The 24,747-nt window shown below is 43.2% G+C and carries 20 protein-coding genes; 6 read left to right on the top strand and 14 right to left on the bottom strand.

Annotated features, from left to right (window positions below; translation table 11 throughout):
- Positions 1 to 687: 687 nt before the first annotated feature.
- The 4 genes from H6571_06990 to H6571_06975 all read right to left on the bottom strand — a co-directional run bounded on the left by H6571_06990 (position 688) and on the right by H6571_06975 (position 6,648).
- Positions 688 to 3,462, bottom strand: coding sequence for a gliding motility-associated C-terminal domain-containing protein (locus H6571_06990; GenBank protein ID MCB9323472.1), 2,775 nt, complete (start codon positions 3,460 to 3,462; stop codon positions 688 to 690).
- 169 nt (positions 3,463 to 3,631) lie between these two features.
- Complete coding sequence (gene pgi, locus H6571_06985) at positions 3,632 to 5,287, bottom strand: glucose-6-phosphate isomerase (GenBank protein ID MCB9323471.1); 1,656 nt, start codon at positions 5,285 to 5,287, stop codon at positions 3,632 to 3,634.
- A 9-nt stretch (positions 5,288 to 5,296) separates the two neighbouring features.
- Positions 5,297 to 5,752, bottom strand: a complete 456-nt coding sequence (locus H6571_06980) for an META domain-containing protein (GenBank protein ID MCB9323470.1) — start codon at positions 5,750 to 5,752, stop codon at positions 5,297 to 5,299.
- Positions 5,753 to 5,856: 104 nt separating this feature from the next.
- Positions 5,857 to 6,648 carry a DUF3298 and DUF4163 domain-containing protein gene (locus tag H6571_06975; GenBank protein MCB9323469.1) on the bottom strand — a complete coding sequence of 264 codons (792 nt, stop codon included), beginning with the start codon at positions 6,646 to 6,648 and terminating at the stop codon, positions 5,857 to 5,859.
- A gap of 239 nt (positions 6,649 to 6,887) precedes the next feature.
- Between H6571_06975 and H6571_06970 the strand changes: the two genes are divergently transcribed.
- Positions 6,888 to 7,304 carry a hypothetical protein gene (locus H6571_06970; protein MCB9323468.1) on the top strand — a complete coding sequence of 139 codons (417 nt, stop codon included), beginning with the start codon at positions 6,888 to 6,890 and terminating at the stop codon, positions 7,302 to 7,304.
- A gap of 99 nt (positions 7,305 to 7,403) precedes the next feature.
- A complete protein-coding gene (locus H6571_06965) occupies positions 7,404 to 8,834 on the top strand; it encodes a hypothetical protein (protein MCB9323467.1) in 1,431 nt (476 codons plus the stop codon).
- A 466-nt stretch (positions 8,835 to 9,300) separates the two neighbouring features.
- Here the strand turns inward: H6571_06965 and H6571_06960 are convergent, their stop codons facing one another.
- The 3 genes from H6571_06960 to H6571_06950 all read right to left on the bottom strand — a co-directional run bounded on the left by H6571_06960 (position 9,301) and on the right by H6571_06950 (position 14,218).
- On the bottom strand, positions 9,301 to 12,810 hold the full coding sequence (locus tag H6571_06960; GenBank protein ID MCB9323466.1) for a proprotein convertase P-domain-containing protein: 3,510 nt from the start codon (positions 12,808 to 12,810) through the stop codon (positions 9,301 to 9,303).
- A 138-nt stretch (positions 12,811 to 12,948) separates the two neighbouring features.
- Positions 12,949 to 13,686, bottom strand: a complete 738-nt coding sequence (locus tag H6571_06955) for a response regulator transcription factor (protein MCB9323465.1) — start codon at positions 13,684 to 13,686, stop codon at positions 12,949 to 12,951.
- A 10-nt stretch (positions 13,687 to 13,696) separates the two neighbouring features.
- Positions 13,697 to 14,218, bottom strand: a complete 522-nt coding sequence (locus H6571_06950; protein ID MCB9323464.1) for a hypothetical protein — start codon at positions 14,216 to 14,218, stop codon at positions 13,697 to 13,699.
- Between the two features lie 186 nt (positions 14,219 to 14,404).
- Here H6571_06950 and H6571_06945 point away from each other — a divergent pair, with 186 nt between their 5' ends.
- Positions 14,405 to 14,758, top strand: coding sequence for an iron-sulfur cluster assembly accessory protein (locus H6571_06945; GenBank protein ID MCB9323463.1), 354 nt, complete (start codon positions 14,405 to 14,407; stop codon positions 14,756 to 14,758).
- 305 nt (positions 14,759 to 15,063) lie between these two features.
- On the opposite strand, the gene H6571_06940 is transcribed toward H6571_06945, so the two are convergent.
- The 7 genes from H6571_06940 to H6571_06910 all read right to left on the bottom strand — a co-directional run bounded on the left by H6571_06940 (position 15,064) and on the right by H6571_06910 (position 21,867).
- Entirely contained in the window at positions 15,064 to 15,786 is a 723-nt protein-coding gene (locus H6571_06940; protein ID MCB9323462.1) for a phosphatase PAP2 family protein, read from the bottom strand.
- Position 15,787: 1 nt separating this feature from the next.
- Complete coding sequence (gene pyrF / locus H6571_06935; protein MCB9323461.1) at positions 15,788 to 16,612, bottom strand: orotidine-5'-phosphate decarboxylase; 825 nt, start codon at positions 16,610 to 16,612, stop codon at positions 15,788 to 15,790.
- A gap of 36 nt (positions 16,613 to 16,648) precedes the next feature.
- The gene (locus tag H6571_06930; GenBank protein MCB9323460.1) at positions 16,649 to 16,906 is read right to left on the bottom strand and encodes a NifU family protein; all 258 of its coding nucleotides are present in this window, start codon (positions 16,904 to 16,906) and stop codon (positions 16,649 to 16,651) included.
- Positions 16,907 to 16,962: 56 nt separating this feature from the next.
- Positions 16,963 to 18,087, bottom strand: a complete 1,125-nt coding sequence (locus H6571_06925; GenBank protein MCB9323459.1) for an Mrp/NBP35 family ATP-binding protein — start codon at positions 18,085 to 18,087, stop codon at positions 16,963 to 16,965.
- Between the two features lie 175 nt (positions 18,088 to 18,262).
- Entirely contained in the window at positions 18,263 to 18,643 is a 381-nt protein-coding gene (locus H6571_06920) for a DUF3244 domain-containing protein (protein MCB9323458.1), read from the bottom strand.
- Positions 18,644 to 19,147: 504 nt separating this feature from the next.
- Entirely contained in the window at positions 19,148 to 21,220 is a 2,073-nt protein-coding gene (locus H6571_06915) for a WG repeat-containing protein (protein ID MCB9323457.1), read from the bottom strand.
- Between the two features lie 17 nt (positions 21,221 to 21,237).
- Positions 21,238 to 21,867, bottom strand: a complete 630-nt coding sequence (locus H6571_06910) for an NUDIX hydrolase (GenBank protein ID MCB9323456.1) — start codon at positions 21,865 to 21,867, stop codon at positions 21,238 to 21,240.
- 64 nt (positions 21,868 to 21,931) lie between these two features.
- Between H6571_06910 and H6571_06905 the strand changes: the two genes are divergently transcribed.
- The 3 genes from H6571_06905 to H6571_06895 all read left to right on the top strand — a co-directional run bounded on the left by H6571_06905 (position 21,932) and on the right by H6571_06895 (position 24,633).
- The gene (locus tag H6571_06905; protein MCB9323455.1) at positions 21,932 to 22,552 is read left to right on the top strand and encodes an orotate phosphoribosyltransferase; all 621 of its coding nucleotides are present in this window, start codon (positions 21,932 to 21,934) and stop codon (positions 22,550 to 22,552) included.
- Positions 22,553 to 22,699: 147 nt separating this feature from the next.
- Positions 22,700 to 23,779, top strand: a complete 1,080-nt coding sequence (locus H6571_06900; GenBank protein MCB9323454.1) for a M42 family metallopeptidase — start codon at positions 22,700 to 22,702, stop codon at positions 23,777 to 23,779.
- Positions 23,776 to 24,633, top strand: coding sequence for a UbiA family prenyltransferase (locus H6571_06895; GenBank protein MCB9323453.1), 858 nt, complete (start codon positions 23,776 to 23,778; stop codon positions 24,631 to 24,633). The genes H6571_06900 and H6571_06895 overlap by 4 nt, the downstream gene beginning before the upstream one ends.
- Positions 24,634 to 24,747: the final 114 nt, after the last annotated feature.

Raw genomic sequence — 24,747 nt, 5'->3', positions numbered from 1 at the left:
GGCACGAGCCGTTGGGCAGGACACAAACTAATCCTGGCAATGCTGAAATCCGGAAAATCCTGGTTCAGACAAGTTGCGAGGCTGGAGCCCGCCGGGCTGGAGCCCTCGGCTTTTGTCCGTGTACAACCCAGAGGTTGTAACGAGCAGTGGTTTTTTTTTGAAATTTTGTCGGTTGTTTTTTGATTCCTGAAAGTTGCGAGGCTGGAGCCCTCGGCTTTTGTCCGTGTACAACCCGGAGGTTGTAACGAGCAGTGGTTTTTTTTTGAAATTTTGTCGATTGTTTTTTGATTCCTGAAAGTTGCGAGGCACGAGCCGTCGGGCAGGACACAAACTAATCCTGGCAATGCTGAAATCCCGAAAATCCTGGTTCAGACAAGTTGCGAGGAACGAGCAGGTAATGATACTCCGTTGATTAACCGGCTTTAAAGGTTCAAGAAAAAATTCAGTATCAGAATAAACAAGGAACGATGAAAAAATAAATTGACATCCTTGATCTTGTAAATCGCTGAAAATCAGTACTTTTTACTTTTAAACCAGCCTTCCGGCGAAGCTGGCAGGTTTATCATTTTAAATTTTTCATTTTCCTAAAAAAGGGTCTGCACCAAAATCGGTGCAGCCCCTTTTTTATATACAGCATCACGGACAAAGCACCTCAATCAGGTGCTTTGATGCCTCTCCGAATCACCTTCACCGAATCACCTCAATATAACCTTTCAAAATCTCCGGCCTTATGGTAATTCCATTGACCCGTTGTTCGTAAACCTGGCAGTTGTAGTAATAAACCCCTTCAGAAACATCTGCTCCGCGGAGGTTTGTGCCATCCCAGTTGAGGTCGGGGTCTTCAGTTTCGAAAATGAGTTCTCCCCACCGGTTAAATACCTTGAAATCCACCCGTTCGATAAAACAATAGGGGAATGGTTTATAAACATCATTTTGATTATCCGCGTTAGGGGTAAAGGTATTGGGCAGTTCGTAAAACGGGCAATTGTCCACACATATCGTGTCACTGCCCATACTTTCATTGAGCAGGGTGTCTATCGCTGTGACGTAATAACAACCCGCAATGCCGATCTCAGGGGTATGTTCGAATTCCAGGAGGCCTGAGTCTTCGATGACCGCAATTTTGGTAAAACCGGCTCCCTCGGTCGGGGCATAATAGATGTAATAACCGGTCACATCATCTGTTTCCTCACAAATATCAATCGGATTGGTCCAGATCAATGTATTGGCCAATTGAGTCACTTCGCTGCAATTGAAACCAAGGTCACAAATATTCTCCACGATCAATGTCGGTGCACACGGAGCAACGTTGTCCATCGGAATACTGCACAATTCCTGGGAGAAGTTGATCAAAGGATCCACGATTTCAGGAATATTATAGGTGCCTTGGCTCCTGATTTTGTAGCAATATTCAAACCCGTTGACGAGATTTTCATCATTATAAAAAGAATCCCCGGTTACCGCAATGGAATCAAAGGTCACGCCTGAGGGATTCTTACGGTAAATGGTGTATTGATAATTGTCCCACGGCACCAGCTCGCTCCAACTCAACTCATTGGTATTATCCGTAGCAAAACTGGTGAGGAAAATGGAGGACGCTGTTTTGGTGGTTCCTATGAGTTCACCGTTGGCCGTAAACCGGATCATATAACTGTATGGATTATCCTGGGTATTGAGCCCGGTATCTATAAAGCAGGTATCATTGGCCGCAGTAAAAGTCGGGCTGGTGAAAGAGACGCCGATAGGCTGAAAAGCATTTTCATCCTCCGTTTGCCCGAGGGCACGCAGCACCTCGTAAACATAAGGCCCCGGATGTAACAAGGTGTCAAGATCCGGAATTTTCGGTTTGGACCAACAAACGTTCATGCTGCCTGAGAAGGCATCGGTACTCAAAACATCCACCTTAGTGATCAGGGGGACATCCCGCCCGATCTGCACACAAACTTCCATGGAAGGAAGGCTTTCCACTTTGTTGTAGGTATTTAACCCGTCGGGGGTGGTCAGGGCAAACTGAGCCAATATCCGGTAACAATAAGTTCTTCCCGCTTCCACGTTCTCATCTGTGAAAGCGTACCTGTCGTCCAGAACATTCAGGATCAGGTTGGTATTAATTTTGGTGTACCCTTTCCCCTCCAGTCCTGGTTCACAGGTGTCAACAGTGAAATTATTGGATCCGTTCCTGCGCCAAATCGTGAAGCCCTGGAAATAGTTTTCGGCGGCATCCTCGCAATCGTAAGGTTTGCCCCAGCTGAGGTTCACCTTGTTGGAAGAAGCCTCTGCCTGGACATCTTCAGGGGGCGGTCCCACCACTTTTATGCGCACCGTTTTCAAGGTAGCCAGGCCGGAATCATTGGAGAAAAAGTCGTCCACTGCCTTAAATACTACCGAATAGTACTGACTGGAAATATGCTCACAGGAAGTTTGCCATCTGAATGTTTTGATAACCGGATCCTCCTCCCAAAGGAAGTTTTCCACTTCAAAAGTCGCCGGGCTGTATTGCTGGACAAAGGGCGCGCCAAGGGCAGTGAGCCTCACCCGCTGATCTGATTCAAAAAGCGGGGCCGTGGCGATCACATCAAATTCAACAAGGGTTCCGGCTACGACACAAATATCATCGAAAGGCGTTTCCACAATCGGGGGCGCATTGTCGCACTGGTCAAAAATACGGATCTGCATATCCCGAAGCACGGTATCGATGGCCACTCCATTCCTGTAGGAAATAATGAGCAAGGCAATATTGTATTCCCCGGCCTGTTGCGGGGCATCCCAGCAAATATCTCCCGTTTTCTCGTTTATAGTGATGCTGTTGTTTACCCCTGGCATGATCTGACTGGGATAATTATAATTGGGCACGATCAATCCCACGTCCTGCAACGGGATGGTAAGCCGGTAAGCCAGGCTATCATTCGGGTCAGGGTCGTAAGCATTGGGGTTATGGGTAAATTTTTGCCCTACACAGCCTACATCAACCGGAGGCTGACTCAGGATAGGCGTTTGGTTACACCCGATGGTATTTGGGTTGGGCATGGTGTAAACCGTTTGTATGAAAAAAGTGATCTGGTCAGAATTGGGATAGTTTACGTTGAGGATGCCTGCATTCCTGTTGGGGTCCAGCATGGAGATCGTATATTGTCCCCTGGCGGTATAGGTGTGGTAGCCGATATAAATGTTTTTCTTGGTATCGTTTTCCAGCAATTGTCCCTGTGGCGGACTACCGGGACCGTTGGTCCTGCCCACCATGATGCAGGTGCCATCGCCCCAGCACAATTCCAAAGTATCCCGGTCAACGGAAAAGCTACTCGCCTTAGTGTAGGTGGTTATAGTGGCTTTTACCGTCAGGCTGGAGGTGCAATCACCGACAACTTCAACAGCAATGTCTCCGGCGCGGTTGTGGGTGGCCCATAAGTTCGACGATGCCAATATCAAAAAAGAGGCGAGTAATAGTTTGTAGGATCTCAACATAGCTTTATTCTTTTGTAAATCCTTTCCATAGGGAAACAGGACCGGTCTTTGATTATGGCCATCCGCAAAACGAATAAGCCATAATCAAATAACGACCATTTCAAAAAGGAGTTTACAATTTAAGGGAATTTAAGCATAATTGTTGTGTTTGTCCTTACAAATGCAGCAATTAGATCCTTGAGAATTCCTTAAAAGCATTGATCAGCCCATTGGTGGAAACATCGTGGCTGGTGATCTTTTGATCATGTTGCAATTCCGGCAAAATGTTATTGGCCAGTTGTTTACCCAGCTGTACGCCCCATTGATCAAAGCTAAAAATGTTCCAGATAATCCCCTGAACGAAGATCTTATGTTCGTACATGGCGATCAGACTTCCCAGGGTTTCCGGCGTGATTTTTTTTACGAGGATGGAATTCGTCGGCCGGTTTCCCGGAAATACTTTAAAAGGCACCAGGAAATCGATCTCACTTTGAGATTTGCCTTCCTTCCTCAATTCTGTTTCCACTTCTTCGGCCTTTTTACCTTTCATCAAGGCTTCAGTCTGTGCAAAGAAGTTGGAAAGCAACATTTTATGGTGTTCTCCTTCAGGATTGTGGCTGATGGCCGGGGCAATAAAGTCGCATGGGATGAGTTTGGTACCCTGGTGGATGAGCTGGTAAAAAGCATGTTGGCCGTTGGTGCCCGGTTCTCCCCAGATGATGGGGCCGGTCTGGTAAGAAACGGTCTGTCCGCTGCGGTCAACCCTTTTTCCATTGCTTTCCATATTCCCTTGTTGGAAATATGCAGGAAAACGATGCAGGTATTGATCGTAGGGCAAAATAGCTTCGGATTCAGCGCCAAAGAAATTATTGTACCAGATGCCTATCAGTGCCAGCAGTACAGGGATATTTTGATCAAAAGAGGTGGTTTTGAAATGGTTATCCATCGCATGGAACCCTTCGAGTAATTTCGCGAAATTTTCAAAGCCAACAGTACAGGCAATGGAAAGCCCGATCGCCGAAGTCAGCGAATACCTTCCTCCGACCCAGTCCCAGAATTCAAACATATTCTGGGGGTCAATGCCAAAAGCGGCTACTGCTTCGGCATTAGTGGAAACGGCTACGAAATGTTTTCGCACGTGGCTTTGGTCCTTGGCTGCCTCAAGGAACCATTTGCGTGCGGAATGGGCATTGGCCATCGTTTCCTGGGTGGTAAACGTTTTGGAAGAAATAATAAAAAGAGTCGTTTCAGGGTTGAGGTCTTTGACGGTTTCCACCATATGGGTTCCGTCCACATTGGAAACAAAGTGAGGCCGAACACCTTCCTGCCAATAAGGTTTGAGGGCTTCGGTGACCATAACGGCCCCCAGATCAGAACCTCCAATCCCAATATTGACGATATCGGTTATTTTTTTATCGGTAAAACCGGTCCATTTTCCTGCCAACAGGTTGGCGGAAAAATTTTCCATTTTATCCAGTACTGCATTAATGCCTGGCATAACATTTTCCCCATCTGTTAAAACGGGGGTGTTGGAGCGGTTTCTCAACGCAGTATGTAAAACGGCCCTGTTTTCGGTTTCATTGATTTTTTCTCCTGAGAACATTTGACCGATGGCTTCTTTTACGCTGGTCTCTTCAGCCAGCAGCAACAGCAGTTCCATCGTTTTTTTTGTTATCCTGTTTTTGGAATAATCGACGAGCATGTCTCCGAATTGGGCGGAGAAATGATTAAAGCGATCGTGGTCTTTAGCAAAAAGATCCACCATCTGCACGGCTTCCATTTCCTTGAAGTGGGCAGTTAAAAGCTTCCAGGCGTTAGTTTTGGAAGGATCCTGGCGGTTCAGCATGATTTTAGATTATTTCTGTATTAAATGAATTTCTCCCAGCTGGGAGATGATCTTGAGTTTGGAATGATCACTATTTAAGGAATAGCTGTTGGCCCCGTTCAAAAGATCGATGAACACGGCTTCCTCCTTTCCTGCTTCAGGGCACATTTTTTTGGTTGATCCAATATTCTTAAAATTCAATCCGGAATCTTTGCCCTCAACGTACTCCCCTACAAACGAGTTGCATCCTGCAAAACCACTGATGCGGCCTCCACGGAAAATCAGGTATGGATTTTTGTCCAGGGCAATACCCATACCGATATTATTGTAGATCATATCGGTAACTTCCCATTTCTGCATTTGCATGGCTCCCATGGCCTCAGAAGGTTCACTTAAAGGGGTGACCGCTACGGGGGTATTTTTTACAGTATTCTTTTTTTCGTTGGAATTCCCGCCACACGCCGCTATGGAAAGAATAATTAACATTAAAAGGAATGATTTTAGATTCATGGTAAATGATTTATATTCGATAATTTTCATTAAAAGACAATATTAAGCATTATAGATTGCTTTTTGGACAAAAAAATTGATTAAGGTACATTCATAATGGATTGGATGTCCTGGTAAGGAATCGTAAAAAAGGTGGGGCCCAAAACATACGCGCCTACTTCATAAGGATTGTAAAAAAGAAAAAGTCCTTCTTCGGTAAGGGCAAAATTTGCCGGAAGGATAAAGGAGTCGCCAAAAAAGAATCCGGCATCTTCAAAACTCTGGCCCGCTTTCAGATGGCGGGCAATCCTGAATTTTTCACGGGCAATGATTTTTAATTTTTCCGTATTATCAACAATATCATCCAGGGCTAATATCTTCCCGGTGGCCAGTTCGAAATTTAACAGGGTGATCCCGTAATTGGGATGGGCGCCGCCAGTGAAAGAATATTCCTCGAGTTCAACAGAAATGATTTGATCTGAATTAAAAAGTACCTTACCTTTGATTTCAATCGTCCAGGGCATTTCAAATTCCGGGAAATCATTCACAAAATTTTGGTATTCATTGAAAAATTCAGCGACCAGATTTTCAACAGTAATGTCGGGGCCGGATTGTTCCAATTGAAAGCTATTGATGGAAGATTTGACAAATTTCAAAATACTGTCATTAATGGTTTTTCCGACACCTGAAGGGTTATCAGAAACGAGCGGGTAAGAAGCTACGACCTTGGCACAAGAGCTTGTATCGTCACTACAGAAGGCCGCATACCAGGTATGCGAAAACGTATCAAACGATAAGTTACCGGCCTGGATTAAATTTTCCTTTGGGGTTTCCTGGCAATTGGTGAAGAATAAACCCAAGGAAATTAAAAGATAAAATGAATATTTGTTCATATTGCCCCCGCCTCGTTAATTATGGTGCAAAAGTACAAAATGCAAGGAAACATAGTTGGTGTAACACATAGATAATTTGCTGGTTCTTAAAAATATATCCAATTTTTGGTCGGATAATTCGTTTTTCAATGGACAAAAACCTAAGGCACTGGTTTTTAGCTATATAAAGCATCTTAAAATAAAGGGAGAGGGGTAACCAAATGAATTCAAATTTGATCAAACTTAAAAACAATAACCCAATGAAACGGATCATTTTTATTTTAGGCCTCTTTATCATTTGTCAATCCTGTGGAACAACTTCCGGTTCTTTTGAGAAAAGTTCCCCCAAAATCTTTGCCAATCCCGGTACAGACAGTACTTCCGGTTATGCCAATAGCCAAAATACTTATACCATAAAAATTAATTCAGGCCTTTCAAATTATGACGCATTAAAAAGCGGGATCAAAAGTACCCTGGCAGGTGTTTTGCCCAGCGGAATGTTTCAGTTCACTACCGGTTCAGGCTCCACCTCTGCTCCAGAGATAACCATTGATGCCGGATCCGATGTCCCTGTTTCCATTTCAAATGCCATTACCCAGTACCTGCAACAAAGCGGTTACCAGGTGGTGTTGAGAAGGAATCAGGCAGGCTTGGGAAAAACGGTTTACATTTGGTAAAAAGTTATTTTTTTGGGAATTTCACCCCTGGAAAAATCCATTTGCCGCCAGGTTCCGAAAAAGAGTAATTCAAGGAACGGTTTCATTTTAATAATAGTTATGAAATTTCTGCTTTTTAGGGTAATGCCCCTTTTGCTTTTGCCTGTTTTGAGCATTGCCCAAACTCAGCCATTCAATGGGGAGGCTTTGCTTGAAGATACCCGATACCTTCAGCAGGCGCTGTATGAAATTCATCCCAGCCCTTTCAGGTATAATTCCCGTGATTCCATCGACCATCTTTTTGCAACGCTGGAGACCATTGCGGGAAGTGGAATGTCTCTACTGGCTTTTGAACAGGAAATTAATAAAATACTGACCTCAGTCGGTTGTATTCATACAGATGCCCGGAGAAAGCTTCAAAAGCCCCATAAAGGGACTCCCCGTCCCCGAATCCTTCCATTTGAATTTTTTACAGACGGAGAAAACCTTTGGACTGCCAGAGCACCTCTGGATACCTTTCATGAATATGAGTGGCAAAAAATTCTGGGTATGGATGATTATGAGACTAAAACACTATTGGGCAAACTCATGCAATATCATCCTTCGGATGGTTATAATACTACTTTTATGACGCGCCTTTTGAGCCGGGGGGCTAATTTTAGTAAGTTATACCAGAGTTATTTTGATACAGACAGCCTTGTTCAATTTACGTTTTTAATGAACGGAACGGATACCACAATAACAGTTATCCCAAAGTTGCCTGCTCAATCAGCAGCCTCTGCCCCAAAAGAAGCTGAAAATGAAAAGAAATGGGACTACTCCGTCAAGAATCATTTTTTTAGCGAAGAGGAACAATGGGCACTTTTAAAAATTAATTCCTTTAACCCATATAAGTGGAAAACCAGGAAATTCTATAGGGATATTTTTGAGACGCTTCAGGAAAAGGGAACCTCTCGCCTTGTCATTGATGTACGGGATAATCTTGGAGGTAGTATTAACGATGCCAATATGGTGCTTCGGCATATTTTGGATGAAAATTTCGTCATTTTGCTGGAACGGAAGCAAGCTCCCACCTTTAAATATTCTAATGCTTTGTCAAAATTCCATTTCTTACTTTTTTCCATGAAAAGGGGACTTGAATGTAGAAAAAAATATCAAAGGGATGGCCTGAAAATTAAAGAATTTAAGGTCAGGGTTTCAAAGAAAAATAATTTTGACGGGGAGGTTTATCTGCTCACAAACGGCTATTCGGCTTCTTCCAGCAGTTATTTGGCTTCTTTGTTGAAATACAAAAAAGAGGCCGTCGTCATAGGCGAAGAATCAGGAGGGGGGGCCGCCGGCAACAATGGACTTTATTATACTACCGTTAAACTGTCCAATACAGGTATTCAGGTCAGGATTCCTTTTTACTGGCTTGATTATCAATTGATCCAGGATGAGGGTAGGGGAGTGATGCCCGATGTGCCCATCCGTTACACCATTGAAGATTTGAAGCAGAAAAGAGACCTGGAGATGGACTGGATCAGGGCAAATTTGAATACTGAGCGATAAAAAAAGCGGTTAAAAAGGCAAAAAAGAAACATAAAATATCCCGAATTTTTTAATTCAAATGGATGCTGAAAATATATTAACAATATTTACCTGCAATATATTCAACTCCTTCAGACCTGTCTTCCGGCGACGCCAGGTAGAGTTGAGATTGTTTTTGTTTGATTCCCTTCGGGAAATGGATTAAGAATAGAGTTAATTTTTAAAAAGAAGATTAAATTTATCCCCGAATGGGGATAAATATCAATAACGCAGTATGAAATACTGCCAAAAAAGGGACAAAAACCAACTCTGAAAGAGTTGAATGTAACCTGTTTCAAATTTAAAAAAAACTTAAAAAGTTATAATTGTCTGACAATCAATTTATTGAAAAAAAATCCCAAACTTTGCCGGTCGGCAAAATTCGGGATGAACTCATGTTTATGTAGGTTAAATGGAAAATGAAGATTGCTTATTTATTGTTTTTCCATTACTTAAATACTTTCCTGACCCAATGCTGGCTTTCGCTATCCACATGTAGAAAATAAATTCCTGCAGGGAGAAGCTCCATATTTATGGCTGTCTGGTAATCCTGCATTTTGGTCACTTTTATCTTGCTTCCCCTCGCATCGGTAAGGGTAATAACCGTTCCAGGAGAGAATGATCCGGTACAATGGATATAGAGCGTATTGTTTACCGGGTTTGGGAATACAAGGTAGGTATTTTCCTCTCCTTGAATGATCGCACTTTTAATACCTGAGTAACTTTCTTTGTCATCAAAGTCAATTTGTCTTAAACGATAGTAGTAGAGGACGCCCGGGATTGCCCTGGCATCTTCGAAGGAATAATTATTGGTTCCTTGTTCAATGTTGCCCAGACTGTTGACCCAACCGATGGCATTAAAATCCGTCTCAAATTCCGACCGGCGTTCGATCTCAAAACCAGTATTGTTAAATTCTGAGGCAGTGGCCCAGTTGAGCATAATGGTCTGCTGCAAAGGTTTGGCATTAAATTCAGTCAGCTCCACCGGCAAAAGGGTAGAATTGGTGGCACAAACACGCAACTCCCATTCGTTGAGTTGCCCGCCATCACCGGATGACTGGTCAACGATCCTCAAAGTCCAGTTTCCGTTCAATTCCGTTCCAATGAAATCGGAGAGGTTGCCCAGCGGCTGGTAAATGACGCCGTTGGTAGGCGGACAAGGGATATTAAAAAGGCTGGATTGGTCGTCAAATCCCAGGTTGAAATCATCGGCACTTCCGCAAATGCCGCTGAATAAAGTTACCTGAGTATTGTCGGGAGCGATAAGGGATAAAGTAAGATCCCCGACATAGGAGTGGGTGCCGGTTATATGGTCAACATTTACATCCGTGACCGTTCCAGAATGGGTAATATTGAAAATGGAGTTTACCGTTCCAATGCTTGGAATCGTCAAGTCATTCAAATTGGAAAAGAACGAACAGGGTAAGGTGATGAAGGCCAGGGTACCTGACCAAGGACCTTCACAATGATCATTAAATCCCTTAACTCTCCAGTAATAGGTAGTATTGGGCATTAATTCAATTTGGATAGTATAACTCGTGCCTAAAGAACTATCATCGATGATGATACTATTGAACCCCGGGTCGGTTGCGACCTGAACCTGATAATAGCTGGCTGAAACATCAGAAAGCCAATTCAAGGTTGGAGAAAGATCAACATCTGTTTCGTTGTTTCCCGGAATCATAAGTGAAATGGTTTCCGGCAACGAAAGTAAATTCAACTTAACATCTACAGATTTTGAACCTGCGATACTGTTGGCGTTGATCGTAAGGGTATAATTTCCACCTGCTGCCAAATTAAGGTTGCTGATAGTCATCGTAGTCGAATTGCCGGGAATAACAGGGTTAGGGCTAAAACTGGCTGAGGCTCCAGCAGGTAAATTGGAGACCGACAAGATTACCGGGCTACTGTATCCAACTAAGGAAGCCACATCAATGGTATAAACGGCAATTTCATTTCCGCACACGGTAATATCGTCCGGGCTTACGGCAACCCCATAATCGGGAACAGTTGCCTGCTGAATGGTGAAATTATTATTGGAAATATCAAAAAAGATATTGTCGGAGCAGATTACCATGACCCGGGCCGTAATGGAGGTACCGGTAGGAACAGTAATATTGGCACTGCCATTATTAGGTACTCCTGAAGCCAGGGTTACAGGATAAGTGTATCCTCCGTCGTAAGAAAGTAAAATGTCAACATTGGCGCAGCTGACAGGGAAGGAGGTTGTGCCAGCTACATCCCAGGTTACGGTTTCTGTTTGTCCTTCCGTCCAGGTCACCGGTAAACTTGGGATATTCACCACAAAAGGCCCGGCGGCAATATTAGTCGTCACAAACATATTATCCGTATCGGTACATCCGGCAGTACCGTTAAAATCACGGGCGGTCACCCGGAATTCCATTGTTCTTGACACCGCGGGTAATACTTCCCATGTGGGAGTAATATTATTGACCAGATCGGGAAGTCTTGGGAAATAACGTTCAGGGGCAGGAACGGGGTCAAAAGAACGGAATACCGGCCCCTGCGTATTAAAACCATTAGGAGGCATGGTATTATTCACCTCATTGTCCCATTGTTCCCAGCAATAGGTTATCGGATCATTTTGTGGGTCGGTGCCTACAGCGGTCAGTACAAAAGGAGTAGAAACAGGAATAGTATAATTGGATCCTGCCGATACCGACGGGCCTGTATTGCTGAAGGCGAGTGGAACATCGCAATTATTTCCGTTCCCATTGACGATAAAATTAGCCATTTCCTGAATGCTGATGCCGTGGAAGTACGCATCACTATGTGCCTGGATGTCGGGGGAACAAATACCCGCATATCCCATGATGGTGGAGGCACTTCCAGGTTCCATGGCGGTTGAATTGTGGCGGTTGCAGTTGTTATTCTGGGTATGATTGGCGCCCCACTGGTGGCCCATCTCATGTGCCACATAATCTATATCGAACGGGTCACCAACCGGGTTGGAAGAACCGGTCACCCCTTTGGCTTTTGAGTTGGTACACGGAGAGTTTAGCTGGGCAATACCTCCACCTCCAGTGCTGAACACGTGCCCGATATCGTAATTGGAGGAACCAATGACTGCATTAAGGTTAGTTTGATTTTCACCGAGCATTGTGCTCCCGCTATTATTGGTATAAGGATCCGTAACCCCACTATAATAGAATACATCATCTGTATTGGCAATGAGAATCATTCGAATGGTAGCATCCTGCTCATAAACACCATTGACGCGGTTCATCGTGGTGGTCACGGCCGAAAGCACAAGGTTCGCCTGGGCGGCACTCGTAGCTCCATGGTAATTGGAATATTGACCGGTAGTAGCCATCGCCAGACGATAAGAACGAAAAATACAATCGCCAGCTTTCTCTACCGGGGCGGGTGAATCTTCTATCGAAATAACAGGACCTTCAACGTGACAGACAAAAGGTTCTGCCGGTGCGGGGTAGTCTTTTGAATAATACGACACGTAATTGACTTTATCTCCGAAACTGTAAGGGTCGATAAAAACGGTATTCCCGTGGTTCCGGATGAAGGCATGAAATCCCCGATAGGTCCAGTCGAATCGGATGGTGGATTTTGATTTGCCCGTGCTTACACCATAACCCGTCTTTATTTCTGGAAATCTTTCGTACAGACCAGGTTCCATCATATCATAAAGCACGATACGAAAATCCTCACTGGTGCCATCGGGTAAGGGGACAGTGAGAATGGTTCCACTATTTTTAACATTTATGGCTGATTCATGAGGGGCTTGAAAAATGGTATTTTTTAAAAAGGTGGTATCCGTTTCCGTCGTTCGGTACACCAATGGATTGATCACTTTATTTCCCATAAGGGGAATGGTCGCTTCAGCTTTTTCTAACCACAGCGCGGCCGCCGCTTGTCCGAAAGAGCAAAAAGGGAAAAAAATAACGGCAAGAATAATTGTGATTGATATTTTTTTTGACATATCACAAGGATTGAAGATTAAAGTAAATAGTTTCGATGCTAAAATTTATTGGGGATATTTTGCAGTGAGGGTGAAGGTTAGTAAATACAAAAATAGGTAAGTATATCCATATTTCACCTTTAATGTAATTTGTAATTGTCAGATGCCTTCCAAAAATCTCATTACGGCAGTGCGTTTTCTTACGGAAACCGATATTTTGGCTCCATCCTGCATGACGATGTATCCGCCATCGGTTTTCACAAAGGCTTTTATTTTACGACTATTGATGAGGTGAGACTGGTGTACACGAAGAAAATGTTGAGGGGTCAGGGTTTGGTCAAACTCTTTGAGGGTCTTCGTAACCAGCAGGGAATTACCTTGCTCGAAGTAAAAAGTGGTATAATTTCCATTTGCCTCGCACCGGATGATCTCGTCTATTTTGATCAATTGAATTTTATCCTGGGTATGCAGGGCAATGTGTTGAGGCAAAGTGCCTTGTTGCATGCTTCCCTTGATCATTTCAAGGCTTTCTTTTCGGTTTCCCGAAAAGACCTGTGCTCGTTGCACCGCCTCCTGTAGTTGTTCCGGATCGATGGGTTTTAGCAAATAGTCAATGGCGGCAAGCCTGAAGGCTTTAATGGCAAAAGCATCAGAAGACGTGGTAAAAATAACGCCAAAGTTGATTTCCGGTAAAATTTCAAGTACGTCGAAACCGCTGCCATCCTGCAACTGGATATCGAGAAACAATACGTCAGGAGGGGAGGTCTTTAGTAATTTAACCCCACTGACGACTCCTTCAGCAGTTCCTATGATTTCCACCTCCGGACAATAATCAGCGAGATCCTGTTGTAAGCTGATTATGGCCTTTGGATTGTCGTCAATGATGATGGCTTTCATAATACTTTGATTAAAAAATCAGGGAGGCTTCCTTTTTTATGGCAATAAGGGCCTGATCCTGCCCGCTTGTAGGTCGTTTCCCCTGGTAGTCCATCAGCGAGTTGGCTAAATCCATTGCATTGGCTTTTGGATCAACGGATTCCGCGACGAGGCTGACGAAATTGACGGCATCGTCTTTGGCCATTTTGATGATGCTCCAAAGTTTTTCGGATACATAAACCTGCTGGGTGATATTATGCTCGTATTCCTGCTGTATGGCCAGGAGTAAGGAAATTTGAAATTCAGCGGCACTCAGGCCGTTTTTATTCAACCGGAGTACCAGGCTCTGAATGCTTATCCTTTCGCAAAACAAGGAAAGTCGCTCGTAGGCCTGCAATCGCATCGGGGTGGAAGTTTGTTGTTGCTTTTCCTTGATCTCCAGCATTTTCATTCTTTCCTGCCCCTCAATAAACTTTTTAAGTAAATAATAAACCGTTAAAAAAACGATGAGGGCCGGAACCGTCAATTTGATGATCTCTAAAACTGTTTCCATATTTGAATCTAGATTGAAAACGTAAATTTAGTCTTTGTTGCCAAAATAATTGTAAGTAAGTGCAACTATCTGTTAATTAATTGGTTTAAAAAAAGTGAGTTTGAAATTTGTAGATTATCAGTTTTAATTTATATTTTTCCGTTAGTTTAAGATCCAAGACATAAAAAGTAATAAAAAAAGATTGTAATGAGCACTGAAAATACCACAACAACGGCTCCTGTAGTCATTACCGAATCAGCAATTGTCCAACTGAAGCATATTTTCGAAGAGCAGGACATTCCTGCAGGCCACGGTTTACGTGTGGGGGTAAAAGGTGGGGGCTGTTCCGGCTTTTCGTACATTTTGGGATTTGATGCCCCGCAGGAAGGAGATGATATTTTTGAAATAGGTGGATTTACCGTTTTTATGCAAAAAGCACACGCCTTGTATTTGATGGGCATGGAGATTGATTGGGTGGAGGGACTGAATAACAGAGGGTTCTCGTTCAACAATCCGAATGCGAAGTCCACCTGTGGATGTGGTACTTCCTTTGAAGCGTAAGCTTTTAAGTAGTATATAATTGCCGCAAATAAAAGAAGGCACGAAGATTTTTTCTTTGTGCCTTCTTTTATTTGCGGCGAGTATAATTGTTTGAATAACTGTTGGGATTTTATTTCCGCCAGGTAAAAAACCTTTTTATCCCGAACCAGATTCTTTTGTGGAGGGGATATCTTATCACAACGAAATCAATTAAAGTCACTCCTTCATTTAAGCTGATCCTAATTTCTTTTTCGCCATTAACTTTTAATTCATCAACTGAAATAATCATTTGTTGAGACTCAAATTTCAACCCATTTTAATCCTGCTTAGAATTGATAGCAAAGGTAAAACTCATACCCTTTATTTTTTATTTTGGATTGAAGGATCAGATTGACTTTTTTATGAAAAGGATTCCAGTTTTTTAAGGGTTCAAAGTGATAGATTAAAATGGGGATGCAAAGTCCAAGTCCTGCTCCGAACAATACGTCGGATAGCCAGTGTTTGTCATTCAACATTCTAAAAAGGCCGGTAGTCGTCGAGAATGCAAAACCGCTGTAGGCGAGGATAGGGTGATTGTCTTTAAATTCGTGGTACAAAACTCCTGCATTGGCAAACGCAAAGGTAGTATGCCCGGAAGGAAATGAAAGATCAGCTCCATTCGGTCTTCTTTTGGCCGTAATTTTCTTTATAGAAAAAACCAGGGTTCCCGTAATTAAATCTGCAAGCAATAAATTTTTGGTTTGATCAAACCAGTGGTTTTTAGATTTTGCCCCCCAAATATCTGCCAAATACATTTCAGCGATGGGGGCATATTGAAAGTAATCGTCTATTCCCAAATCAAAATCATTGCCTACTGCATTTCGAATATCAGTATGAAGTGATTTTTCAAATGGACTATTGCTGGTCATGATTCCTGTAACCATTAACGCAACAGGGATAATCATTTTTCGTGAAAAATGAGAGGAATCGCGTTTCGGTGAAAGGGGGAGGGCTGATGGCTGGCCGTATAAACCTAAGGATATAAAAAGCAGCAACCAGGTGATTTTCATATCAGAGACTGAATTTTGTCCGGAGGATTTCTTCCATCTGCCCCTGCACCTCTTTAGCGGCCTCCTGTGCTTTTTCAGCAAAATCCTCTCCCTGTCCGGCATAAATGATGCCGCGGGAGGAATTGACCAGTAAACCGATATGATCATTCATGCCATATTCGCTGACGGCCTGCAGATCGCCTCCCTGGGCCCCGATGCCAGGTACCAGGAAAAAGTGGCCAGGCGCAATGCTTCGTAATTCCTTAAATTTTTCCGGATGTGTGGCTCCGGTGACGAACATGAGGTTTTCCGCGCTGCTCCATTCCATGGCTTTGCGCATCACCTTTTCATAAAGAGGCTTTTGATCGGTACTGTTTTGGAGAAATTGAAAATCATCGCTGCCTTTATTGGAGGTCAAAGCCAGCAGGATCACCCATTTGCCTTCAAATTCGAGAAAAGGCATCACGGAATCTTCTCCCATATACGGAGCCACTGTAACCGAGTCAAAGCTCATGTTTTCAAAAAAAGCCCTGGCGTATAATTTGGAGGTGTTGCCTATATCGCCGCGTTTGGCATCGGCAATGGTGAAGTGAGAGGAAGGAATATATTCCAGGGTTTTTTCCAAAGATAACCAGCCCTTTGGCCCCAAAGCTTCATAAAAAGCTATGTTGGGTTTGTAGGCTACACAAAGATCTTTGGTGGCGTCAATGATGGCTTTATTGAATTCAAAAACCGGATCTTCAAATTTGAGCAAATGTTTGGGAATTTTGTTCAAATCGGTATCCAGCCCAACGCAGAGATAACTGCGCTTTAATTTTATCTGTTCAAATAATCCTGCTCTTGTCATTCCGGACGTTTATTGTTTATAACCAGCAACCAGCAACTACCCCTCCTCACTCCATTCTTCAACCGACCTGATTTCCGGTATGCTGTTTTTAATGGCTTGTTCCAATCCGGCACGCAAAGTCATTTCGGACATGTTGCAGCCCTGGCAGTTGCCGAGCCATTTGATCTTCACGACAAAATCGTCCGTAACCTCAACAATTTCCACATCTCCGCCATCAATGGCAAGGTGTGGGCGAACTGTATCGAGTGCGTGATTCACTCGTTCCCGTAATTCCTGCCTTTCAGTGATTTGCATATGAATGATATTTAATTAATTTTTTCCAAAATTGCCGACCGTCCACCGTCTCCTGTTTATTGCGTGGTGATCTTCACCATCTCCGTTGGATCCTGGGTTTTATTCCTCCATGCCACCTGGTCGACCACATTTTGGGCGATCAACTTGAAAGCCTCTGCAGCGGGGTTATTATTTTCCATTACGACGGGTTTTCCGTTATCGCCACCGGTTCTTACGCCCATTACGATCGGAACTTGCCCCAATAACTTGGTTTTACCAAATTCTGCCAGTTTTTGACCTCCCCCTTCACCAAAGATTTTGTATTGATTATTGGGTAATTCTTCAGGGGTAAACCATGACATATTTTCGACCACTCCTAAAATAGGCACATTAATCGTCGGATTGAGAAACATGTTCAGCGCTTTGATGGCATCCGCTACCGCTACTTCCTGAGGGGTGGTCACCATGATAGCTCCGGTAACAGGAACACTTTGAACGAGCGTTAGTTGGATGTCACCGGTTCCCGGAGGAAGGTCGATCATGAGGTAATCCAACTCCGGCCATATACAATCATTGATAAACTGGCCCAGGATTCCTGCCAGTCTCGGGCCGCGCAAAACTACGGCTTGCTCAGGTTCAACAATAAAGCCTATGGAAATGACCGGAATGCCGTAAGCTTCTAACGGGATGATCTTGGGCGAGCCGTAAACATCCTGAATTTTTGGCCTTTCTCCTTTCAGTCCCATCATCGTAGGAATGGAAGGGCCGTAAAGGTCAGCATCGATCAATCCGACCTTTGCGCCTGTGGCTTTGAGCGCTAGTGCGAGGTTGACAGCAACAGTAGATTTTCCAACACCTCCTTTTCCGGAAGCAATGGCGATTACATTTTTGACTTGTGGAAGCGGGTTAGGAGGGCCGAAATTCTGTTGCATGCCCGGTTGTGGTGGAGCCTGTTGGCCCTGTCCTGCCATGTGTACATGAACATCAGCATCAGGATATACCTGCTGGATTGCTTCTATACAAGCAAAGTTGAGTTGTTGCTTTTTATCGTTATCCAGTTTACGGACTTCCACTACAAAGCTTACTTTTTTTCCCTCAATGGCAAGATCCCTCACCATACTCATAGTGATCAGGTCTTGTCCGGAACCCGGGTCAATTACTTTTGCCAGTGTTTTTATGATAACGGAAGTTTCAATACTCATTTTTGTGTTTTGTTTATTTGAACAACAAAAGTAAAACAATGGTTAGGAAAAAATTTGATTTTGACTCCTTTTTTTGATTAATTCTAAATAAGAAGGTTTTTTTTGAGTTAATCCCAATAAAAAAGCCGCTCATCTTTCAAGATGAGCGGCTTTTTTACCGGAAAGGTTTTTCTGCTTATTTTATTTTGAAGGACTTTCTCATTACATTGGTAAAGGAACGTAATTCAATTTCATAATTGCCGGCCGCATACCCGCTCAGATCCAATTCGTAAATGGTGTTAACGGGAAGATCGAAGACATCTTCTTTGAACAAAACTTTTCCATCGGCATTTTTAACGATGATATCGCTAAGATTGGCGGAAATGTTTTCAAAATCAATGTAGAACAATTTGTTCTCTTCATCTGAATAAAACGACCAGTCTTCATTCACTTCGAAAGACTTTTCAACGGAGGAAGGGTTGATCGCATCTGAAGTTAAAGAAGAACTTTGACCAAGACCAATTTGTGTAAACCCAAGGCTAAGCAGGAAAGCCAGAAAAACGAATTTTTTTTGCATGACAGAGTTTAATTTTTAATGTAAATGGGATTAACGGCTGCAAATGTACAGGTTTTTTTTGTGAATTGCTTAATTTGTAGGATGCTTTGTGGGTTTTTGGCAATAATTCAAATTATTGTTCCGAAAGGGTATGTAGTCAGAAATTTTATTTGGTAAGAAGGAGTGTGTTTATGTCTGTCAATATAAAATTTCGCAATTACTTTAGCGTACTTTCCGCCGTAGTTCTATGTTAACCGAAATCAAAGGGTTTTTATTGTGTGAAAAGGAATTTTTTTCAAAAAAAAATTAACCAGGCTCTTGTTGGGGGTGTTTAGATAGAACGGGTTGTTTAATTAGGATTTTTCTTTGGGTTTTATTCAATTGGAATCCTGGAAATCAGGAAGAAAATTATGCTGTTCGAAGACTATCTTTTGATGTTTTTGGATTTTGGACAGAAAATTGTCGTAGCGATTGCGAAAGTCACAAAAAAAGTCATTGAATTCATTCAGGAGGTCTTTTTTGATATCATTTCACTCGATTCCCCATGGTGTCATACAATTCAAAATATTTACCTTTTGATGCCCGTACCATTCCCTTGGTTTGATAAATGTAACTGTATTCGATCGGCAATATTTCTCTCCCGCTTTTGTCGACGAGGCCGAATTTTTTGTCTTTTTGAACAGCATAAAGTCCAAAACCGAGGTAATTAATACTGTCATAAAGGTCTTCCATAAGTAAGTCTCCTTTAGTGGTGATCAATCCTGATTTATTGTCCGGTGTTTTGAAAACGGCCATCCGGGTATCGGCTTCAAAGGGGCTTAAAAATTCAAATTTGTAGGGTAAAACCATATTGCCCTTTGCGTCCATCATGCCCGTACGACTGATCCTGAATGAATTGACAATATAAAAGTCCCCAAAATTGGCTTTGGCAAACGAATTGATATATGGATCCAGTGCTTTGGGAGCATCTTTTGTGGTGATCAGGTAATTGCTGTTGTCCAACAGGGTAACGTACAGCATGCCATCTTCCAGACGGTTGAATTCGGATAGGGTATCGACCTTATGGCCATTAATATTAAAAGAAATCACATTTCCTTCACAGTCGTAAAGCACCTTTTCTCTTCGCCTTTTTTGATTGTTGACTCCGGCCCCGATGAGGTACCCCTGGGAAACAAGCAACCGCTGATGTACCGGTGTCACGGGACGAAAGGATTCATCAAGGGCCTGTTCGCCATTTTGGACAGATGCCAGGTAGAATTTTTTCCCGCAGAGGGAAAATACTCTCAACATAGAATAATCCAGCCCGTCTTTCAGGGTCACTCCCGTTTCAAGGTTGATGACCCGGCTTTCCTTTTTTAAAACGTTCCCTTCATTTGTATTTTTGGTGACCATCACTTGCGGCCCTTCAAGTTGGGCGACAAAACTGTATTCCCGGGGAAGCAGCACTTTACCTTTTCCATCCAGAACCCCTGTTTTGTATTCCGTATCCTGGATGACCCAATAGTCGTCAATATCGAAAATGTTATTATAGGTTGGCGGTAAAACCCATTGCCCCGTGCGGTCTATCAGTCCGAAAAGCTGGTATCGTCCCTGGCCAGGATTGCGGATGGCCGCCATGGCAATACCGTTTTCAGAAAATTTGCCGAGGTAGGCAAAAACCTGTTGGGAGAGGAGGTTTCCCGCGAGATCGATAAGGTGAACTTCGCGGTCTCCGGATCTTTGGATGGAAGCCATTTTTTGATCCTCATCGAGCAATTCAAAAACATAATCCTCTTCGCAGATAAGGGCTCTTTTGTTTTTGAGGTCGAGGATATTATTTCGGAAAACGATATAATCTTCGCCGGAAAACCAGGCCGTTTCCCAGGCCGGAAAAGGAACCTCTGTCTGAAAATCATTGAGCAGCAGGTATTCACCTTTTCGCGCCGATTTAATTTTGTAATAAATAGTATTTCCACTGGTAAGCCTTTGGATGGTTTCCTTATCAGGTTCCACAACCATTTCCCCATTGACAATCAGGCCTACTCCCTCAAGGGTACGAACCACAAAAGCATTTCGATCCAAGGGACTTATATGGTAATAATTTTCACGGAGCAGCGGTTTTCCTTTTTCATCGTAATAATTGCACTTTCCGTTTGTATAACCTAAAAAACCTCCGACCAGGGTGTCGCTGAAAATATAGTCAAATTGTGGCTTGAGCAGGATTTTACCTTCCTCACTTTTCAGGCCCCACTTTTCATCTTTTTTAAAACAGGAGTTACCGTTTTTGAGGACAACCTGCCTGTTGGCGAACCCATCATCGATATTGGCCGTTACCTTTTTAAATTCCTTCAAAATCAGGGAAAGCTCTTCCCGGGAGGTGGGTGCTTCCACTTTTCCTGGATAGGGGATCGGAATGTCGTCTCCAATCTCGCGGATCACCTCCTCTTCTTCAAAAAGCGATTCAAAAGAACATCCTCCTTTTTTTAGGTGGAACAGTTCGAAAATGGTTTTGGGGTTGTCCTGGGCATGTAAGGGCTGAATAACAAAAGCGGTGAAGAAAATCCATCCTATTTTTGCCAAAGCGGGTAAAGAAAACCGGTAATTTTGAAAAAAGTACATGTTCGTTGGGCGTTAAATTAAATGGTTTCCAGATTTTTTTCGATGATATCGTTGATGCTTTTATAGGCGATTTTGTCAGAATGAAGAAATTCTGTCGGATCAATCCATTCGGCCATTTCAATGTCTTCTTCTTTCTGGGGGGTTAAATCGAATTCGGGAGTTTTCATCAAATACCAGTGGGTGCATTTAAGAATTCTATTGCCTTTCCCCGAACGATAAGTGTGCCAGGTTTGCCCGGCAGATCCGGTAATTTCAATTTCCCCGATGCCGGTTTCCTCCTGGACTTCCCTGACCGCTGCGGTGGGAGGGTCTTCGCCTTTCTCTATCTTGCCTTTAGGTAAATCCCAGGAGTCCATTCTGAAAATGAACAACATTTTGTTTTCAGCATTTAATACCAGGCCTCCCGCTGCTTCGATAATTTTGTAGTGTCTTTTGAAATCCTCAACGAGTTTGTCGTAATTTTCATGGTATAAAGTGACCGAATCGAAGCGACGGGTCTTTTCCAGCATATCGATGTAATTGAGCAGCATTCTATGGCTTCCGGGATACCGGGCTACCATATTTTTGTCATCCGCCTTTGGAATATTTTGAACTTCCCGGGCATCCATTAAAACTAATGGTGTATCATTTATGTAGATTTTGTACATTTGCTGGCAATTTTTATGAGTACCCCGGCAATTAACCGGAGTGGAATAATCAATCAATATGAGCATTGCTTCCAATATCGCATCGAAATTATTGCAAATTAATGCAATTAAATTGAGTCCGCAAAACCCCTTCACCTGGGCTTCCGGAATGAAATCGCCCATTTACTGTGACAACAGGATGATTCTTTCCTACCCTGACATAAGGAAGGCAGTGGTGGAAGCCTTTGTGGAAAAGGCCAAAGCTTTCGGACCCATTGATGTTGTCGTAGGCGTAGCCACAGCAGGGATTCCGCACGGAGCCCTGGTTGCCGAAAAAATGGGGCTTCCTTTTATTTATGTTCGTTCAAAAGCCAAAGCGCACGGAAGGCAAAACCAAATTGAAGGCAAAGTCAATAGTGGAGACAGGGCCCTGGTGATCGAGGATCTTATCTCTACCGGGGGCAGCGTTTTGACCGCAGTGGAAGCTTTGAGACAGGAAAATATTGAAGTAAGTGGAGTAATGGCTATATTTACCTATGGATTCGAAAAGGCTGATAGGGCTTTTGAAGAAGCCAACTGTCCTTTTACGACCCTGAGTAATTATGAAGCTTTGTTGGACGAAGCCGCAAAAGAACAGTACATTTCTGAATCCGAAAAGGCTGTTTTGAATGACTGGCGCAAGGCGCCAGAGCTGTGGAAGGTCTGAGGAAGCATATTATTATTTAAAACGGTGACAAGTTCCCGAAGTTTGAAAGTGCTATAAAAACATACTCATTTTCAGGGATTAAAGGCTATTAAATTGCCTTAAAAGGTATATATTCGTAATCTTGAAAATGATGAAATCAACTTAACAATGTCGATAATTACACAAAAATCAGAGGCTTTTCTCAAGGAATATCTCAACAATGCTTCTCCTGTCGGTCATGAATCCGAAGGGCAAAAATTATGGCTTGATTATATCAAACCCTACATAGATGAATGGCATCTCGATAATTACGGAACAGCGTATGGTGTCATCAATCCCGGGAAGGATTTTCGTGTGGTTATTGAAGGCCATGCCGACGAAATATCATGGATGGTCCATTATATTACGGATGACGGATTTTTGAATGTTATCAGGAACGGTGGTTCGGATCATTTGATCGCTCCTTCCAAAAAAGTCAATATTCATACCAAAAAAGGTATGGTAAAAGGTGTTTTTGGCTGGCCGGCTATTCACACCCGTAGTGGTGAGGATGCAAAAATACAACCTCAGATAGAAAATATTTTTATAGACGTGGGCGCCGAAAATGAAAAGGAAGTTTCCGAAATGGGCATCCATGTAGGTTGTGTGGTGACTTATGAAGATGAATTCCATGTACTCAACAACCGCTACTATGTCGGGCGTGCGCTGGATAACAGGTTAGGAGGGTTTTGTATTGCCGAGGTGGCCCGCATGTTAAAAGAAAAAAAGACCGAATTGCCTTATTCATTATACCTGGTAAATGCGGTTCAGGAAGAAGTCGGGCTGAGGGGAGCTGAAATGATCGCGGATACCATTAAACCTCATGTGGCTATTGTTACCGACGTCACTCACGATACCAATACGCCTTTGATGCAGATTAAAAAACTCGGGAACATCAAAAGCGGTAAAGGGCCCTCCGTAACCTATGCACCTGCTGTGCACAACAAATTGCTGAACCTGATCATCGATACTGCGGAGGAAAAGGAGATTCCTTTGCAAAAAGAAGCTTCCTCCCGCCGGACAGGCACCGATACGGATGCCTTTGCTTATTCCAACGGAGGCGTGCCTTCTGCTTTGATCTCACTGCCGTTGCGTTATATGCATACTACCGTCGAAATGGCTCATAAAGAAGACGTTGAAAATGTAATCAAACTCATTTATGAAACGTTATTAAAGATAGAAAACGGTCATAATTTTAAATATTTTTGATCAAAAAAATAATAAACCTGTTGCTTTACAGCAACCTTTGGATTGCTGGGTGTGCACTGGCTATGGCGCTGCAGACACAGTGGTTGCTTGTCCAAAAGGTTGTTTTGACCGATCTCTATTGGTTTATTTTATTTTCTACCCTGGCATTGTACGCCTTGCATCGACTGACTGGTTTGGCCAGGCTTAAAGCCTTCTCCGACAAGGGACGTTATTGGGTCATTGCCCGTTTCCGAAACCATATAATACTTTATGCTTTGGCCAGTGCAGTGATCGGTGCCTGGTTCTTTTTTCGGCTTGAATTTCAGCTCCAGGTTCATTTTGCCTTTACCGGGATCATTTCCCTGGGATATGTTCTGCCAGTTTTAGGGTCGGGCAAAAGGCTGAGGGATATTCATTTCCTGAAAATTTTTCTCATTGCCATAACCTGGTCCTGGGTGACCGTGGTATTGCCGGCACTGGAAGCGGGAGTTCAATGGAATATTTGGCTGATCCTCTTAGTCGTTGAAAGAGCGGTTTTTCTGTTTGCGATTACCTTGCCTTTTGATATCCGGGATCATCAGATCGATGCCCATACAGGCGTAAAAACCATTCCCGGTTATATCGGGATGGCGGCCACCAAAAAACTGTCGATCATCTGTTTGTTGATTGCGGTTATGCTGGCAACCTTGAATATTGGGCATGTTTACCAATTAAGTGGTTTTTCCGGCCTATTCATTGCCATATTTTTAACGGCAGTGCTGATATGGAAAGCCGACAGGACCCGACATGATTATTTTTTCACAGGAGCCTTGGACGGCAGTATGATCCTTCAGTTTTTGTTGGTTTGGATGATGGGGTATTGGGGAGGCAGGTAGTGGGTTTTGAGGTAATTTACACCAGATTGTACGGGATGAAAATCCTTGAAGATTGTTTTGGTTGAACTACTTCATACCACTTTTTCACTTTAAAAACTCAGCAACACATTCCGT

This window comes from Lewinellaceae bacterium (genome assembly GCA_020636105.1).
Classification (GTDB): Bacteria; Bacteroidota; Bacteroidia; order Chitinophagales; family Saprospiraceae; genus BCD1.
Note: the sequence above shows the minus strand (reverse complement) of the source record. Positions and strands in the feature narration are given on the sequence as shown.